Source organism: Bacillus sp. LQ01 (genome assembly GCF_057624735.1).
Genome location: NZ_JBYEZL010000001.1, coordinates 1,140,455 through 1,155,893 on the forward strand (window position 1 = coordinate 1,140,455; position 15,439 = coordinate 1,155,893).

General features: G+C 33.6%; 18 protein-coding genes and 1 pseudogene. 14 read left to right on the top strand and 5 right to left on the bottom strand.

The features are described from left to right. Positions 1-59 precede the first annotated feature (59 nt). The 5 genes and pseudogenes from AC22L0_RS06045 to AC22L0_RS06065 all read left to right on the top strand — a co-directional run bounded on the left by AC22L0_RS06045 (position 60) and on the right by AC22L0_RS06065 (position 2,719). The gene (locus AC22L0_RS06045; protein ID WP_000648325.1) at positions 60-347 is read left to right on the top strand and encodes an AbrB/MazE/SpoVT family DNA-binding domain-containing protein; all 288 of its coding nucleotides are present in this window, start codon (positions 60-62) and stop codon (positions 345-347) included. Between the two features lie 274 nt (positions 348-621). Further along, complete coding sequence (locus AC22L0_RS06050) at positions 622-1,569, top strand: serine protease (RefSeq protein WP_000099756.1); 948 nt, start codon at positions 622-624, stop codon at positions 1,567-1,569. Positions 1,570-1,616: 47 nt separating this feature from the next. After that, positions 1,617-1,958, top strand: a pseudogene (locus AC22L0_RS06055) (MFS transporter); the annotation flags it as partial. Positions 1,959-2,006: 48 nt separating this feature from the next. Beyond that, the gene (locus AC22L0_RS06060; RefSeq protein ID WP_001101741.1) at positions 2,007-2,213 is read left to right on the top strand and encodes a hypothetical protein; all 207 of its coding nucleotides are present in this window, start codon (positions 2,007-2,009) and stop codon (positions 2,211-2,213) included. Between the two features lie 143 nt (positions 2,214-2,356). Further along, the gene (locus tag AC22L0_RS06065) at positions 2,357-2,719 is read left to right on the top strand and encodes a DUF805 domain-containing protein (protein ID WP_087968004.1); all 363 of its coding nucleotides are present in this window, start codon (positions 2,357-2,359) and stop codon (positions 2,717-2,719) included. Between the two features lie 199 nt (positions 2,720-2,918). Here the strand turns inward: AC22L0_RS06065 and AC22L0_RS06070 are convergent, their stop codons facing one another. Then, positions 2,919-3,143, bottom strand: coding sequence for a hypothetical protein (locus AC22L0_RS06070; protein ID WP_000162602.1), 225 nt, complete (start codon positions 3,141-3,143; stop codon positions 2,919-2,921). An 84-nt stretch (positions 3,144-3,227) separates the two neighbouring features. Beyond that, positions 3,228-3,575: a DUF4257 domain-containing protein gene (locus AC22L0_RS06075; RefSeq protein WP_000426317.1), complete on the bottom strand. Its 348-nt coding sequence runs from the start codon at positions 3,573-3,575 to the stop codon at positions 3,228-3,230. A gap of 196 nt (positions 3,576-3,771) precedes the next feature. Between AC22L0_RS06075 and AC22L0_RS06080 the strand changes: the two genes are divergently transcribed. From AC22L0_RS06080 to AC22L0_RS06100, 5 genes are all read left to right on the top strand, one after another. Continuing rightward, on the top strand, positions 3,772-4,299 hold the full coding sequence (locus tag AC22L0_RS06080; protein WP_001018100.1) for a DinB family protein: 528 nt from the start codon (positions 3,772-3,774) through the stop codon (positions 4,297-4,299). Positions 4,300-4,481: 182 nt separating this feature from the next. Then, positions 4,482-5,534, top strand: coding sequence for a ribosome small subunit-dependent GTPase A (gene rsgA / locus AC22L0_RS06085; protein ID WP_001073074.1), 1,053 nt, complete (start codon positions 4,482-4,484; stop codon positions 5,532-5,534). Between the two features lie 200 nt (positions 5,535-5,734). Next, the gene (locus AC22L0_RS06090) at positions 5,735-7,717 is read left to right on the top strand and encodes a methyl-accepting chemotaxis protein (protein WP_087968002.1); all 1,983 of its coding nucleotides are present in this window, start codon (positions 5,735-5,737) and stop codon (positions 7,715-7,717) included. A 196-nt stretch (positions 7,718-7,913) separates the two neighbouring features. After that, positions 7,914-8,219, top strand: a complete 306-nt coding sequence (locus tag AC22L0_RS06095) for a hypothetical protein (protein ID WP_000539571.1) — start codon at positions 7,914-7,916, stop codon at positions 8,217-8,219. A 322-nt stretch (positions 8,220-8,541) separates the two neighbouring features. Then, complete coding sequence (locus tag AC22L0_RS06100) at positions 8,542-8,907, top strand: DUF3979 family protein (protein ID WP_000965059.1); 366 nt, start codon at positions 8,542-8,544, stop codon at positions 8,905-8,907. A gap of 34 nt (positions 8,908-8,941) precedes the next feature. Here AC22L0_RS06100 and AC22L0_RS06105 read toward each other — a convergent pair whose 3' ends face one another. Further along, positions 8,942-9,982: a YkvI family membrane protein gene (locus AC22L0_RS06105; protein ID WP_087968000.1), complete on the bottom strand. Its 1,041-nt coding sequence runs from the start codon at positions 9,980-9,982 to the stop codon at positions 8,942-8,944. Positions 9,983-10,222: 240 nt separating this feature from the next. Between AC22L0_RS06105 and AC22L0_RS06110 the strand changes: the two genes are divergently transcribed. The 3 genes from AC22L0_RS06110 (at position 10,223) to AC22L0_RS06120 (ending at position 12,383) form a co-directional block, all read left to right on the top strand. Then, positions 10,223-10,666 carry a Dps family protein gene (locus AC22L0_RS06110; RefSeq protein ID WP_000105199.1) on the top strand — a complete coding sequence of 148 codons (444 nt, stop codon included), beginning with the start codon at positions 10,223-10,225 and terminating at the stop codon, positions 10,664-10,666. 102 nt (positions 10,667-10,768) lie between these two features. Beyond that, positions 10,769-11,224, top strand: a complete 456-nt coding sequence (locus AC22L0_RS06115) for a DUF3939 domain-containing protein (protein WP_000488206.1) — start codon at positions 10,769-10,771, stop codon at positions 11,222-11,224. Positions 11,225-11,438: 214 nt separating this feature from the next. Continuing rightward, positions 11,439-12,383, top strand: coding sequence for an alpha/beta hydrolase (locus AC22L0_RS06120; RefSeq protein ID WP_000798319.1), 945 nt, complete (start codon positions 11,439-11,441; stop codon positions 12,381-12,383). A 44-nt stretch (positions 12,384-12,427) separates the two neighbouring features. Here the strand turns inward: AC22L0_RS06120 and AC22L0_RS06125 are convergent, their stop codons facing one another. Both AC22L0_RS06125 and AC22L0_RS06130 read right to left on the bottom strand, forming a co-directional pair. Beyond that, on the bottom strand, positions 12,428-13,429 hold the full coding sequence (locus AC22L0_RS06125; protein ID WP_087967998.1) for an LLM class flavin-dependent oxidoreductase: 1,002 nt from the start codon (positions 13,427-13,429) through the stop codon (positions 12,428-12,430). Positions 13,430-13,533: 104 nt separating this feature from the next. Then, a complete protein-coding gene (locus AC22L0_RS06130) occupies positions 13,534-13,725 on the bottom strand; it encodes a DUF3896 family protein (protein ID WP_000683359.1) in 192 nt (63 codons plus the stop codon). Between the two features lie 177 nt (positions 13,726-13,902). On the opposite strand from AC22L0_RS06130, the gene AC22L0_RS06135 reads away from it, so the two are divergent. Then, a complete protein-coding gene (locus AC22L0_RS06135) occupies positions 13,903-15,366 on the top strand; it encodes a flavin monoamine oxidase family protein (protein ID WP_139894410.1) in 1,464 nt (487 codons plus the stop codon). The last annotated feature ends 73 nt before the right edge of the window (positions 15,367-15,439 follow it).

Consider the following 15,439-nt stretch of genomic DNA (forward strand, 5'->3'; position numbering starts at 1 on the left):
AAGTGATAAAATGGAAAAAGCGAGGTGAAAAAATTAATAGAGAGTAAGGGGGGAGAAATATGAAAGCAACAGGAGTTATTCGAAAAGTAGACGAATTAGGACGAATTGTTATCCCTAAAGAATTACGCGATGTATTGGGAATACAAATCAAATCACCGCTTGAAATTTTTGTAGAAGCAGATAAAATCATTTTACAAAAATATCAACCTTACAATGCTTGCCAAATCACAGGTGATGTTTCAGGGCAGAATATTACATTAGCAAATGGAAATATTACAGTTGGCATAGAGGGAGCGGAATATTTAGTAAAAGAAATAGAAAAGTTTTTAAACAAGAGTGAGGTTTAGTCTTAATTTATATTATTTTTCAAATACATATCATTCTTTTAAAAGACTGTAAGAGGACCATTAATTGGTCCTCTTATTTTGGTTATTAGTTGAACGACTCGGGTTGTTACTTCCTACAAATCATAGGGAAAATAAAGAAGTATTATAGAGGTAGTAAATGATGTTGAGAAATATTTGAAAAGAAGGAAAACAAAAAGAATAAAACGAATGTTACATTTACACGTATTCAAAAGTGGTCTGAAATGAAAATAATACATTTTCAGGAGGGATTACGATGAGTAGTACAGTGAATAAACAAAAAGGTATACAATTGATTCCGTTTACCGTAAATAAGGTGGTAGAACAAGTAAATGAAATTCCACCAGGTGTACAACTGATTCACGCTCCGCAAGTATGGGAAAAGAGTGTGAAGGGGCAAGATGTAGTCGTTGCCGTATTAGATACAGGGTGTGATACTAATCATATAGATTTAAAAGATCGTATTATCGGCGGAAGAAATTTCACAAAAGATTATGAAGCTGATCCAAATGTGTATCTTGATAATAACGGACATGGTACTCATGTTGCGGGAACGATTGCCGCGACTGAAAATGGTGTCGGTGTATTAGGAGTTGCACCACTTGCTAAAATGTTAGTATTAAAAGTTTTAGCGGGAGATGGTTCTGGAAGTTATGAGCAAATTATTGAGGCAATTCATTATGCTGTAAATTGGAGAGGGCCGAATCAAGAGAAAGTGAGAATTATTTCAATGTCACTTGGTGGTCCGCAAGATGTTCCAGAATTACATGAAGCAATTCAAAATGCGGTAAAGCAGGATGTTCTCGTTGTATGTGCTGCTGGAAATAATGGAGATTGCGATGATGAAACAGAGGAACTAGACTTTCCGGGTGCGTACTCTGAGGTAATTGAAGTTGGTGCCGTTAATTTAGAGCGGAAGATTGCATGTTTTAGTAATTCAAATCAAGAAATTGATCTAGTAGCGCCAGGTGATGAAATATTATCTACGTATCCAGAAGGAAAATATGCTGTGTTAAGTGGAACTTCCATGGCGACGCCGCATGTTGCTGGAGCGCTCGCCTTGCTCATTAAACAGTGTGAGAAAGAATACGGTCGAAAGTTATCGGAGCCGGAAATATATGCACAACTCATTAAAAGAACTGTACCTTTAGGGTACGAACGTACATCTGAAGGGAATGGATTAATAGATTTATTAAAAGAATAGCCATATTAAAAAACATCTCATATTCATATGAGATGTTTTTTAATATGGCTCTGTCGTATGTAATACTTCCCTATTTAAAGAGTCTTATTGTTGTTGAATACTTTTTCTTTGTTTTATTTTTTGTGACAGGAATTTTGTTTGTATTAATAATGATGAGGCACTTACAAAACATGTCTAGTGTAGCAAGAGGAACAGGAGCCGTGCTTGCAAATGCTTCTATGTACATTGGTCAAATGATTGGTGCGGCAATAGCTGGAATGTTATTTGCAATATCTCACAATTTTATACTTATAGGTAGTTTTACTGCGTTACTATATATAGGAGCTTTATTTTTGTTTAGAAAAAGTGAAAAACTTACTGAAAATAGTGAAACAGGAATTGCATCATAAAGCTTGTATAAATATTTCGCAAATCAGAATTAATAAGAGTGTGAATACATGAATGTGCTTTTAATTAAAGTGGTTACTAAAAGTATAGAGATAGTAGAAGAAATGTATTGTAACAAAGTTATGAGGAATCAAAAAATAAAAATCCCTATAAAGATAGGGATTTATATATCGGCATATAGTTCCTTGGAAAAGGATATACTTAGTTTAGCATATCGGACTACTTATATTTGTGAAATAGATGTGAAAGTAATGTGAAAAATGCCGAAGGAAAAAACTATTTAAATAGAGGGCAATTTAGATGGGGATATGGATTTTACATAAATGTTGTGTTATATTTCTACTTATCTGTTAATAATTACATATTTTAATTTTATTGGGGATAAAAGGGAGAGGTTTAAATGCAATGGTATTTGAAAGCTCTAAAGAATTATGGGGATTTTAGTGGTAGAGCTACGCGAAAAGAGTACTGGATTTTTAGTTTATCCAATATCGTAATTTTTTGGCTACTGTTATTTTTATCATCATTTTCAGAGGTGTTAGTTGCTATTATTGCGTTGCTATTTATGTTAGTAATGATTATACCAAGTTTTTCGGTTGGTGCACGACGATTACATGATATTGGGAAAACGGGATGGTGGCAACTATTAAATTTTGTACCGTTTGGTAGCATTGTTTTACTTGTATTTTTTATCATTGAAAGTGAAGAAAATGACAATCAATACGGACCAAATCCGCATTCAGATTTAAAAGAAGCGATTTAATAAACTTATTTAGTTTGTAGCATTACTAGTTCAATTATTTTATCTATTATTAAAATGGTTTGCGTGGGCTAATATTATTAGGTTGATCTTTAGGTCTAGATGACTTTTGAAACTGTAAAAATGGAAAGATAAAGGCAGAGAGAATATAGCATGGAAAGAAAAAAATTCTAAATAAAAAGCACTGTTTTAGCTAATGTAGCTAAAACAGTGCTTTTCTCTTTGATTGAACAGTTGCAGCATTTTCATCATGTATACCTGCATCTTTTATAATTCGTTGTTTTGCTTTATTTAATAGATGGTTTACTGCTTCGCCAAAATAGTTAGCTTCGCTTTTTGTGCGGGCTTCTCGTAAACATTTATAGTTTTCTAGCAGTTCCTCTTTTTCGGAGTTTGTTAAGAAATCTTCTATTTTCTTTTTTGTCATACGAAACACCCTTTCTCCTGACAAACGACGCAATAGAAAATATTTATTTCTCATTATAACAATAATTTTAAAAGAAAGTATACACTAACGTCGCAATAATTTGTCAATTTCTTGAATCTTCTCATCAGCTTTCCCAATTTGCGTATTTTTAGCCTGTTCGCCACCAAGAGCTTGATGTAGTAAAAAAGTTTGACCGGAAATAGCAGTTACAATGGATACTTTTATAATTTCTTTTATTGCGGTGACATCGAATAAAACGAGCCCAAGAAGTGCGGCTAGGCTACCAGTAAAAATATCAGTTAAAAATCCAAAATGAAAAAATGTTTTCAAACGGCGTGGAAGCAATAACTTACCTTGGTTATTGATTAGATGGGAAACGAAGCCGGTAATGCCACCAACGAGAACAGCGGTTAGCCATTGATACATTTCCATCGAATCCACTCCTTTTAGTGAATAAGATTCGATTATTTTATATTGATTCCTTTTAATATTTCATATAAGCATATTGAGAAAGTTTGTTTGGGTATATTTTGTATTCAAATTAATTATAACAGAAAATTTAGATAGATTTCAGTCTATTATATGAATCATTTTTACAATAATATGAATGCAGAAAGGGGTGCGTGATATGAATATAGATTATCGAATAAGAAGTGTAGATGGTTATACAAAAAAAATAGGGGAATTAGTAAGCCTGCTTGAGCATACGAGAGCTGTAACATTAGGCGAAGTAAAAAATTTATCAGTTGAGCAATTAGATTTAATTATGCAAAGCAGCGGAAATTCAATTGGCGCCTTATTAAAGCATATAGCAGCTATTGAAAAAGTTCATCAGCTTATTTCATTTCAAGATCGTGACTTTACAAAAGAAGAATTAGAAATATGGGAAGATGCACTGTATTTAGGGGAAGCGGGTAGAGCAATCCGTGGTCATGAAATAAAGTATTATGTACAACTTCTACAAAGTGTTCGAGAAGAATCTCTGAAGTATTTAAGTGAACAAGGTGATGAGTGGCTCATGTCAGAAAGAAAGTGGCCTAACGGTGTAGCATATAACCAGCACTATCTATGGTTTCATGTGCTAGAAGATGAAATTAGTCATCGAGGACAAATTAGAATGCTCAAAAACAAGTTATTTGAAAATTACGTAAAATAATGTAGCTTTTTATAGGAGAATTCCATATAATGAGAATAATTAAAATAAGAACGGGGTGATGTATTATGGCGAAAATAACTTATATGAATAATCAACCAAATACAAAGGTGGATGGAAAGGGCGATATTATATAAGGTAATTCGCAATCCTTCCACTTAGTACAAACTAGGGAGGATATTTATTTGAATCAAAATATTTTAGAATCTTTTGGCTGGGATTCATTTTTTGAAGAACAAGTTACAGAGAAAAATTATGAAGTAGGTCGTATTTTACTTGAGCATAAGCATATATATCGCATTATTTGTAATGATGGTGAATATATGGCAGAACTGTCTGGGAAGTTTCGGCATGAAGCGATTACGAAAGGCGATTATCCAGCAGTTGGTGATTGGGTGTATATAAAGAAAATAGAAGATGAAAAGAAAGCGATTATTCATCGTATTTTCCAGCGAAGAAGCTCTTTCTCAAGACAAGAGGCTGGAACAAGAACAGAAGAACAGATTATAGCAGCAAATGTAGATTATTTATTTTTAGTGAATGCACTTAATCATGATTTTAATGTTAGAAGGATGGAACGTTATTTATTATTAGCGTATGAAAGCGGCGCTATGCCAGTTATTGTTTTAACAAAGAGTAGTATATGTAATGATGTGGAAGAGAAAATTGTAGAAACGGAAGCTATAGCAATTGGTGTTCCTATTTTCGTTGTTGATAGTTTAGAGCATACAGGTATAGATTCGTTGAAACAATTCGTTTCTTCAGGGAAAACAATTGCTTTAGTTGGATCATCAGGGGTAGGAAAGTCAACTTTGTTAAATGCTCTAATAGGAATTGATGTAGCAAAAACGGGAGATATACGTGAAGAGGATAGTAGGGGGAGGCATACGACAACGCATCGAGAATTATTCCAATTGCCTAGTGGCGCTCTCGTGATTGATACGCCTGGCATGAGGGAATTGCAACTTTGGGAAGGCAGCGAAGCGATTCAAACAGCATTCTCTGATATTGAAGAATTTGCGACAACATGTCGTTTCCGTGATTGTAAGCATGAGAATGAACCAGGATGCGCGGTGTATAGTGCAATTGAAAATGGACTTATTACGATAGATCGTTTGAAAAGCTATAAAAAATTACAAAGAGAACTGGCGTATTTTATGAGGAAACAAGATGCAATCCTTGCCAGAGCAGAGCGTGATAAATGGAAGAAAATTTCTAAACAACATAAAAAAATGTAAAAACCAAAGGGGCCCCTTTGGTTTTTTCTATTTGTAAATTTTATAATAATATTATTCGTATATATAGACAAAAGGAAATTAATTGTTTAAACTTTACAAAGTATTCACCATAATAGGTTATGAAAATAATAATTAGGGAACGGGAAATATTCATAATTAACTCAATTTAACTTTTAAATTTGAAAATTAGGAGGTTCATAATGGGTAAACTATTAAATTTGTTTCGTGATATGAAAGTAGCAAAAAAGCTATTAATTTCATTCTTTGTAATTTTAATTGCAGCCGTTTCTATAATCGGGGGCATGTCTTATCAAACTGCTAAAAAGAATTTTGAATCACAAATTACGAGTAGTGCTAACGATAATATAAAAATATTAGATAATTTAATCAATCAAATGATTGAAGCAAAATTTAACGATGTGAATAACTTTGCACGAGTAATTCAAGGGAATATGTATCAAGGGGATAATCAGGATGAGCTAAGAAAGACATTATCTCAGTATATCAATTTGAATATAGATGTTGAACAAGTGTATGTTGCCGGTAATGATAAGAAATTTGTACAGGAACCAAATATACAAATGGCAGCAGATTATGATCCAACAACACGACCTTGGTATAAAGATGCAGTGGCAAAACAAGGTGGTATTGTTGTTAGCGAGCCATATAAGGCAAAAGGAAATGGACATATTGTCGTAACGATTGCAAAACAAACAGAAGATAAAAATGGGGTTGTTGCGCTAGATTTAAGTTTAGACAATTTATTAAAAACAACAAAGTTAATCAATATTGGTAAAAAAGGATATGCCTTCATTTTAGATGGAAAGCAAAAAATCATTGCTCATCCACAAGAAAAATCAGGGGATAAAGCAGCTGATTCTTGGGCAAAGAAAATTTATGAAGATAATCATGGTGCTTTTACATATTCTTATGGTGGTAGTGAAAAGAATATGGTATTTGCTACAAACGTAAAAACAGGTTGGAAAATTGGTGGGACGATGTACGCAACTGAAGTAATTGAAGCTGCTCAACCTGTATTTTATAATATGTTAATTGTTATGCTTATTTCGTTAGTAGTAGGTGGAGTACTTATTTATTTTGTGACACTTTCAATTACGAAGCCTTTAAAGAGATTAGTTATCACTTCTAAAGAAATAAGTGAAGGGGATTTAACGCAAACAATTGAAATTCATTCTAATGATGAAATTGGTCAACTTGCGAAAGGTTTTAACGAGATGACAAATTCATTACGGACGTTAATTGGAAGGATTAACACTTCGGCAGGACATGTTGCAGCAGCATCAGAAGAACTAACTGCAAGTGTAAGACAAGCGAGTGAAGCAACTGAGCAAATTACAACAGCAATGGATGAAATATCAAGTGGGGCAACGACGCAAACAACAAGTGTAGAAAATGGTGCTATGTTACTGTTTGATGTAACGGAAGGAATTCAGCATGTAGCAAATAGTTCATCATCTATTAATATCGCTTCTGCTCATACTCGTGAAAAAGCAGAAGATGGTGGGAAACTAGTAGGAAAAACAGTAAACCAGATGCAGTCTATTGCAGAATCGGTTTCACAATCAGATGCTGTTATACAGTTATTAAATAATAAATCAAAACAAATTGGTGATATATTGGAAGTAATTCAAAACATTGCAGATCAAACAAATCTTCTAGCTTTAAATGCGGCAATTGAAGCGGCAAGAGCTGGTGAACATGGAAGAGGTTTTGCAATTGTTGCAGATGAAGTACGTAAATTGGCAGAGCAGTCTAGCATATCTTCCAGTGAAATTAGTAAATTAATAGGCGAAATACAAGACGATATGGGTAAGACAGTCAAATCAATGAATCATGTAAATGAAGAAGTTCAATCTGGACTTGTTATTGCAAATGAAACGAAGCAAAATTTTGCTGAAATTTTACAATCTACAAATGAAATAGCTAATCAAATTAAGACGATGGTTGAAACGGCTAATGGAATGTCAAAAGGGGCAAATGAAGTATCGATTTCAGTAGGACAAATTGCAATGACAGCACAAAATAATGCGACAAGCACACAAAATGTTGCGGCTTCAGCTGAAGAACAGCTAGCTTCGATGGAGGAAATTGGATCAGCGGCGGGTACGCTATCTCAAATGGCTGAAGAATTGCAAGTATTAATTGAGAGATTTAAAGTTTAATAGAGAACAGACTCCCCCTAGTAGCATTATGACACTAGAGGGTAGTCTGTTTTATTATGTAAAATCAAATGGAGATGTAAACTTCCTTTATGACGTTTAAAATGGTATTTTGCATAATATTTGTCGAAAAATAGAGGTGTTTGTTAGCTTTGTGTATAATTATTAACCTATAGAATACAAATAAAAGGAGAGTATTATGGGAGTGTATTGGGGGACAAAAAGACATTCTTGGCTTAGTTACGTCTCATTTTGGCTAAGTATTTCATTTTTTATTGTTTTTCTAATTGAAGTGTTTATATTAAAAACACTTTCGAATAGCTCGGTGCAAATTGTTAAATATTTTTATTTTATACTTGTACCAGTAAATATTTTTCTTAGTTTAAAGTTACTATTTAAGAAGAATGAAAAGAAAGCGTTACCTATTTTTAGTTTCATTGTCTCATTATTATTTGCAATTTTAATAATCGTATTAGTTTTAGCAGCTATAGGGAAGTTCTTTTAAGGGGAGTGGTATAAGTCACTCTCCTTTTTTATTTGTGGTAGTCTTACTATATGTAAAAGTGTGAATGCTGTGAGCTAATAAAAGCGGAGAGTAGACAATATTTGCATGGATTAAAGTCTGTCGTTATTTGAACTTGTAAGAGTGTATGGAGTAATGAGGTAATATACATAATAATGGAGATAGAATTAGTTATTTTATAAGTGTGTATGAAGCAAATGAATACGGTAAGAACGGTGATATATGGTACAATAGCTATGGATAGTGATAGAGATAAAGGGTATATAAAATACTCATCGTTTTTTAGTAAGAGAGGGGTTATCTTATGCTATACGAGGATTTGGAGACATTATTTCAAACAGCTCCGAAAGAAGATAGAGGCGGATGGAAATATATAATCCAAGAACAAAATGATACATTTAAAATTGGTGATGAAATACTGAAAAATCAAATGAGTGTCGAATTGTATTTTAATGAATACGATGAGGTGAAAATCACTTTATATAAAGATGGAATTCCCATTACGACTATGCAAAAAATTACGATTTCAAAAGTTGAATTAGACGAAGATGAAGAAGGTATTCAATTTGTTTTAGAACGCATGCCTAGTCGAATGATTCGGTTGCAGTTAAAGCCGTATTTAGCATTAGAAATGGGACCGTACTGGGAAGTATGTGATGATTGTGAATGAACATAAAAAAGCATCCAATAACATGGATGCTTTTTTATGTTTTTTGAAGTTGTTTAAACGCAATGATTGGAAGTATAACAATACTTACCCATCCGATGATAGGATATAGAATGTGAAGTAAGTCACTGTAACCGATGTAACTAAAGCAATAACTAATTAGTAAAATGAAGAAAATAATATTGTGATTTTTCCACCCAGTAATAGATTGCATCTGTTTTGTCATTCCGAACACATTACCAACTAAAGTTGTGAAAACTTCACCGAAAATAATGAGAACGAAGAAGAAGTGAAAAGTTGCATTAAATCTTCTTATGACTTCAGCCATTGGGATATTATATTGATAAAATTGATCGACTGATAAGATTGCTAAATGGCTGCATAATAAAATTAAAGAAAGTCCAGCACCACCTAAAATCCCACCCCAAAAAATGGCTTTTCGATCCTTTACTTCACTGGCTAATGGGACGAGAACACTTTGGGCGAGAGAAAGGTTTAAGGCGACATATGTAATAGGGCTAGTAATCCATTTCATATTCCAGCTCTCTGCAGGAATAGTGTTATTAATAAGAGGTGTACCGTGAAAAAAGGTTGTAATAGCAAGTCCGATAATAAAAATCATCATAATAGGTACGACAAGTGTATTTACTTCAAAAACACCTTGTAACCCGCGGCTACTTATAATGAGACAAGCGATAACTGTAATGAGAATACCGAGTTGTCTTGGTAAGCGAAGTTGCTCTTCAAATACTGCACCGGCCCCTGATAACATAACGCTCGTTACGCCGAATAAAACGAGTAATAATAATGTGTTTACAACATTCCCAAATACATCCCCAAATAAATATTTGTTAAATTCTTGCGCTGAAAATGCCCCGATTTGTGATGAAAGTAACATCATCTTTGTACCAAGCCAAATAAAAAAAAATCCACTTACACATATGCCAATTGTCCCGTATAATCCATTCACTGTGAAAAATTCAACAATTTCTCGTCCAGTAGCAAATCCAGCTCCAACGACAGTTCCGATATAAGTAGCAGCTACTTTCTTTGCTACTTGCCATTGTTGATTGTCCATGTTATCCCTCTTTCTACTATGATGAGCTTGATGTACTATTATGCATATGTATGAGCTTGGACAATTAGACGTATGAAGTGGTTGAAAAAATACATGAATTAAATGATATTAGGGAAGCATTAAAGGTGTTAAAACTTTGTTACATATAAGCCAATTGTTCGAAAGGAAAGGGAATGTATGGTAAAATGTAATTAAGTAATTAAAAGATAAACATTACAAAATGATAAGAGGAGTGATTGTATGAGTACGAAAACAAATGTTGTTGAAGTATTAAACAAGCAGGTAGCAAACTGGAATGTGTTATATGTTAAATTACATAATTATCACTGGTATGTGACAGGGCCACACTTCTTTACATTACATGAGAAATTTGAAGAGTTTTATAATGAGGCTGGAACGTATATTGATGAGTTAGCAGAACGTATTTTAGCTTTAGAAGGTAAACCATTAGCGACAATGAAAGAATATCTCGCAACATCTAGTGTCAGCGAAGGGACAAGCAAAGAATCTGCAGAAGAAATGGTGCAAACATTAGTGAATGATTATTCTGCACTTATTCAAGAATTAAAAGAAGGTATGGAAGTTGCGGGTGAAGCTGGCGATGAAACATCAGCTGACATGCTGTTAGCAATTCATACAACATTAGAACAGCATGTATGGATGCTAAGTGCATTCTTAAAATAACGATAAATATATAGAAACCCATTGAAAAATTATTTCAATGGGTTTTTTTATGATTTTTCAGTTTTCTTTTATGCTATAATATAGTAAAAAGGAGGCGATGCGATGTTTCGCTTTTTCAGAACTGGAAAAGAAGAGCGGGAAATTACGAAAGATGAATTAGAACAAGCGATGGCTCAGTTTTTAGAAACGAATGCTAATATCGTTTATACAGTATTAGTAAATGATGATTATACAGTAAATTATGATTTGTTAAAACCATATTTACCTGCATTTCCAACAAATGTTTTTCTCATAACGAAGGAAACGCTTGAGGTATTTGAACATACAGCAGAAAATTTAAACCTAGTGAAAGAAATTGATGTCGTACAAAAAGCAGTAGATCAATACGTAACAGAAAAAGAAATGTTCCCAATTGTTGAAGGTAGCGAAGATCGCCTCATATGTGGAATGAAATTAGGACCTTACTTAAATCGTAGCTTAAAAAGAGACTTATATATTTCAGAAAAACATTATTTAGTTTCAAGTAAACCAGATAGAAAAAAACAAAAGAGTGGGTAGACGTAATGAAAACAACAATACATATATTGTTGTCTTTTTTTGTTTGTTAAAATATTGATTTTTCAGTCTATTCTTATTTATACTAAATGTATTGGACAGGGAAGAGCAACTATTAAGCATCATTCTGAGAATAAGGTATTGTTAGCGTGGGTTATACAAAGTGGTATAAACATTCGCAAACAAATATTATAAAAGGTTTCGGGGGAATTGGTACATGAAAAATAGTATGACTTACATTCAATTATTAAATGAAACGTTACGTTGTTATGCAAATAAAGGAAGTTTTGAAGCGTACAATTATATAATGGAAAACGCTACAGGTGTAATAGGGAATGAGGCGCAAATATATAATTTTAAGTATGCACTCGCAAGTGCATCGGGACTTGAAAAAGAAGCATTACATTTAATGAGAGAGGCCATTATAGAAAAGGGATTCTGGTATGGAAATGAGTATTTAATTTCCGACGAAGATTTAAAATCACTACATAAATTTGAAGAATTTCATACAATGGTGCAATTATGTAAAGAAAGAGAAGAATTAGCACATAAAAAGGAAAGACCAGATGTGAAATATATATACAGTAAGAAAGAGGGAAATCTACTACTTACATTGCATGGTAACCAAGAAAATATACAAATAGTAGAACCATATTGGAAATCTGTTTTGATACAAGATTATATGTTAGCTTTACCACAGTCTTCACAAATTGAGTTTTCAGATGGATTTGTTTGGGAGGATATAGAGAGAGGGAAAGAGGAATTAAAAGAGCATTACAATAAGTTTATAGAAAATCATACAGTAGAAAGTGTAATCATTGGTGGTTTTTCTGCAGGGGCGAGAGTAGCTTTATATACGATTTTACAACAAGATATAAATGTAGATGGTTTTGTTTTTATGGCACCATGGCTTCCCGAGATTGAAGAATGGGATGAGTTGCTAAGAGTGCTGAAGGATAAACATATAAAAGGATATATAGTATGCGGGGATCAAGATGAAGATTGTTTCGAATCCACGCAGCAATTTGTACAACTATTAAGAGAGAAAAATATAGAACATAAGTATAAAGTTGTGCCTGACTTAGATCATGATTATCCTATTAACTTTGAAGAGCTATTAAAAGAAGCTATTGAATATATAGGAAATGAAAACAATAAGTAGTAAGAAAAAGAGATGCATCACATGTGATGCATCTCTTTTTAGAATTATAAATTAAAAGCATTTGCTAGTAAGCGATAAGAATTTAATTTATGTTCAAATTGATGAGTAATCGTGACAATCATAAATTCGTCAGTATTGTATGCTTTGCTTAAGTTTATTATTTTTTCTTTTACAGAAGACGGATCACCAACAATCATACGTTGACGATTTTCTTTTATACGGAATAAATCATAAGCGCTGTATGAATAATTTTGAGCAGTTTCAATAGAAGGTGTACCAGTAGTTCGTTTTCCTTGCTCTAATAATAAGATTGATAGATCTAAACTAGAAGCAATTTTTTCCGCTTCTTCATTTGTTTCTCCGCATATAACAAAGATGGCAACGATTGAATTAGGCTTATCTCCTAAAAATGAAGGCTCATATTGTTCTTGGTAAGCCCTCATAACTTCAGGGCCTCCGAAGCCGTTAATAAATTGTGCAAATGCGAAAGAAGCTCCGTTGTTTGCAGCAATTTTAGCGCTCTCTCCGCTAGAACCGAGCATCCACATTTCAGGAGATGTTGGGATAACTGGAGTGGCTTTTAAGTTTGCATAGTGATGGTTTTCTGGTATTTGATCATGTAAGTACATTGCAACGTCTGCAATTTGTTCTGGATATTGATCAAGTGAGACCATTTTCCCTTCTTGAAGTGCGCGAGTTGCTATTGGCATACCACCAGGTGCTCTACCAACACCGAGATCGATGCGGTTCGGATACAATGCTTCTAGAACACGGAAATTCTCAGCAACTTTATATGGGCTATAATGCGGTAACATAACACCACCTGAACCGACTCTAATACGGTCCGTTTTTGCGGCAATATGAGAAATAAGTATTTCTGGACTTGAACCAGCTAAGCTTACGGAATTATGATGTTCGGATACCCAAAAACGTGTGAATCCGAGTTTTTCAACTTCTTGTGCAAGCGTAACTGTATGTGAAAAAGCTTGGGCTGCTGTGCTACCATCTGAAATAGGTGATTGGTCTAATACACTTAACTTGATCATAGAATATACCTCTCAATCTTAATGTACATCCTATTATATATTTACTTATGAAAAATGCGTAGTGAAATGCTCAAAATGAAAAGCGGATAATCTTATTTCCGCTTTTAACGAGAAAATCCGCGTTCATAATGATTCATTTCGACTAGATTTAAAATATATTCATAGTTGTCAATTTCACGCTTTAGTTGTTCACGTTCTTTTTCAGATAGTGTCATATTGCTAAGTTTTTTACATAAGTTTTGTTTCTTTAATTCTAAATGTTTTTTTGTAGCATCGTAGTCATAAGTATGTTTCATTTTTAACCACTCCTTCTTTGTAGTTGCTATATTATACGAAGTATAAAGAAAAGTGAGATCTGTCTCTTATGTACTTTTAGTGAATATTCAAATTGCAATGGTGTTATGTTTATGGGGATTTATGAATAAAATGCACTAAACCACTAACGTCCATTTGATGAAGTAAGGGGTGGAATTGTGCAGAAAGATATAATGTATAACACTGAAATGGATGAAGCGTTAAAAGTTATAGATAAAGGATTGAAGAAGACGATAAGCCCAAAACAGATTATTGTAGTGGGAGCTGGTATGGCTGGGTTAGTTTCAGCATCTTTATTAAAGGCTGCAGGACATGATGTGAAAATTTTTGAAGCAAATAACCGGGTAGGTGGCCGTATAGAAACAGTGAGAATGGAAGATACCGGATTATATTTAGATGTTGGAGCAATGAGAATTCCGTATTCGCATACATTAACGATGGCATATATAAGAAAATTTGGGCTACAGGTGAGTCCTTTTATTAATAGGAATGAGACGGATATTATATACGTAAATGGACGGAAAACGACGTTAAAACAATATGAAAAAGATCCAAGTATTCTAAAATATCCTGTGGAAATGAATGAAGTTGGAAAAACGTCAGAGGAATTATTATTGTTAGCGGTACAGCCCATTATAAATTTTATAAAAAAGAACCCAGAAAAAAATTGGGATATTGTTGTAAAGGATTTTGGGAGATACTCTACTGGACAATTTTTAAAGTATCATCCTTATCAGTATAATACTTACTTTTCGCCAGTAACAATTGAGATGATTGGTGTTTTATTAGATTTAGAAGGTTTTTTGGAACGGTCGTTTGTAGAGACTTTACGCTTTCTATACATTATGCAAGAGGAGAGCGGATTTTGTGAAATTGTGGGCGGGAATGATAGATTGCCAAAGTCATTTTTACCGCAATTAGAAGAGAATATTATATATAATCAAAAATTAATGAAGTTACATCAACACGATAATGGTGTGACAGCTTTCTATCGGAACGAGGAAACTTTTGAATATAGTAGTATTACAGGAGATTTAGTTATTGTTACCATTCCGTTTTCGACAATGCGTTTTGTAGAAGTAGATCCGTTTGATTCTATATCTCATGAAAAATGGAAAGCAATTCGTGAATTACATTATATGCCTGCGACGAAAATAGGAATTCAATTTAAAAGCCGATTTTGGGAAGAACAAGGACAATTAGGTGGCAGAATTATAACAGATTTGCCAATTCGTTATGCCTATTATCCAAGTTATGGAATTGGGGAGGAAGGACCGGCTATGATGTTAGGTAGCTATACATGGTCTTATGACGCGTTGTTATGGGATGGTTTATCAAAAGGGGATCGTATTTATTACGCATTACACAACTTAGCAACAATATTAGGTGGTCAAGTGTATGATGAGTTCATATCTGGAATTTCAAAAAGCTGGACATTGGATCCGTATGCGCTTGGAGGATTTGCACTTTTTCAAGCAGGTCAAGAATCTGAGCTGCAACCAGCGATTGTCAAACCAGAGGGGAGAATATTCTTCGCTGGAGATCATACAACGCTATATCACGGATGGATTCAAGGTGCGATTGAATCTGGAATTCGTGTAGCGGTGGAAGTGAATGAGTAAAAGGTTTTCAATTCAGAAAATTCTTTACTATATAACTTCAGATGGATATTATTATATATAAAAGAAATATAGG

Bases quoted from the DNA above. Each gene is read 5' to 3' on its own strand.
- AC22L0_RS06045 (WP_000648325.1), top strand. From the start codon at position 60: ATGAAAGCAACAGGAGTTATTCGAAAAGTAGACGAATTAGGACGAATT.
- AC22L0_RS06050 (WP_000099756.1), top strand. From the start codon at position 622: ATGAGTAGTACAGTGAATAAACAAAAAGGTATACAATTGATTCCGTTT.
- AC22L0_RS06060 (WP_001101741.1), top strand. From the start codon at position 2,007: ATGAATGTGCTTTTAATTAAAGTGGTTACTAAAAGTATAGAGATAGTA.
- AC22L0_RS06065 (WP_087968004.1), top strand. From the start codon at position 2,357: ATGCAATGGTATTTGAAAGCTCTAAAGAATTATGGGGATTTTAGTGGT.
- AC22L0_RS06070 (WP_000162602.1), bottom strand. From the start codon at position 3,143: ATGACAAAAAAGAAAATAGAAGATTTCTTAACAAACTCCGAAAAAGAG.
- AC22L0_RS06075 (WP_000426317.1), bottom strand. From the start codon at position 3,575: ATGGAAATGTATCAATGGCTAACCGCTGTTCTCGTTGGTGGCATTACC.
- AC22L0_RS06080 (WP_001018100.1), top strand. From the start codon at position 3,772: ATGAATATAGATTATCGAATAAGAAGTGTAGATGGTTATACAAAAAAA.
- AC22L0_RS06090 (WP_087968002.1), top strand. From the start codon at position 5,735: ATGGGTAAACTATTAAATTTGTTTCGTGATATGAAAGTAGCAAAAAAG.
- AC22L0_RS06095 (WP_000539571.1), top strand. From the start codon at position 7,914: ATGGGAGTGTATTGGGGGACAAAAAGACATTCTTGGCTTAGTTACGTC.
- AC22L0_RS06100 (WP_000965059.1), top strand. From the start codon at position 8,542: ATGCTATACGAGGATTTGGAGACATTATTTCAAACAGCTCCGAAAGAA.
- AC22L0_RS06105 (WP_087968000.1), bottom strand. From the start codon at position 9,982: ATGGACAATCAACAATGGCAAGTAGCAAAGAAAGTAGCTGCTACTTAT.
- AC22L0_RS06110 (WP_000105199.1), top strand. From the start codon at position 10,223: ATGAGTACGAAAACAAATGTTGTTGAAGTATTAAACAAGCAGGTAGCA.
- AC22L0_RS06115 (WP_000488206.1), top strand. From the start codon at position 10,769: ATGTTTCGCTTTTTCAGAACTGGAAAAGAAGAGCGGGAAATTACGAAA.
- AC22L0_RS06120 (WP_000798319.1), top strand. From the start codon at position 11,439: ATGAAAAATAGTATGACTTACATTCAATTATTAAATGAAACGTTACGT.
- AC22L0_RS06125 (WP_087967998.1), bottom strand. From the start codon at position 13,429: ATGATCAAGTTAAGTGTATTAGACCAATCACCTATTTCAGATGGTAGC.
- AC22L0_RS06130 (WP_000683359.1), bottom strand. From the start codon at position 13,725: ATGAAACATACTTATGACTACGATGCTACAAAAAAACATTTAGAATTA.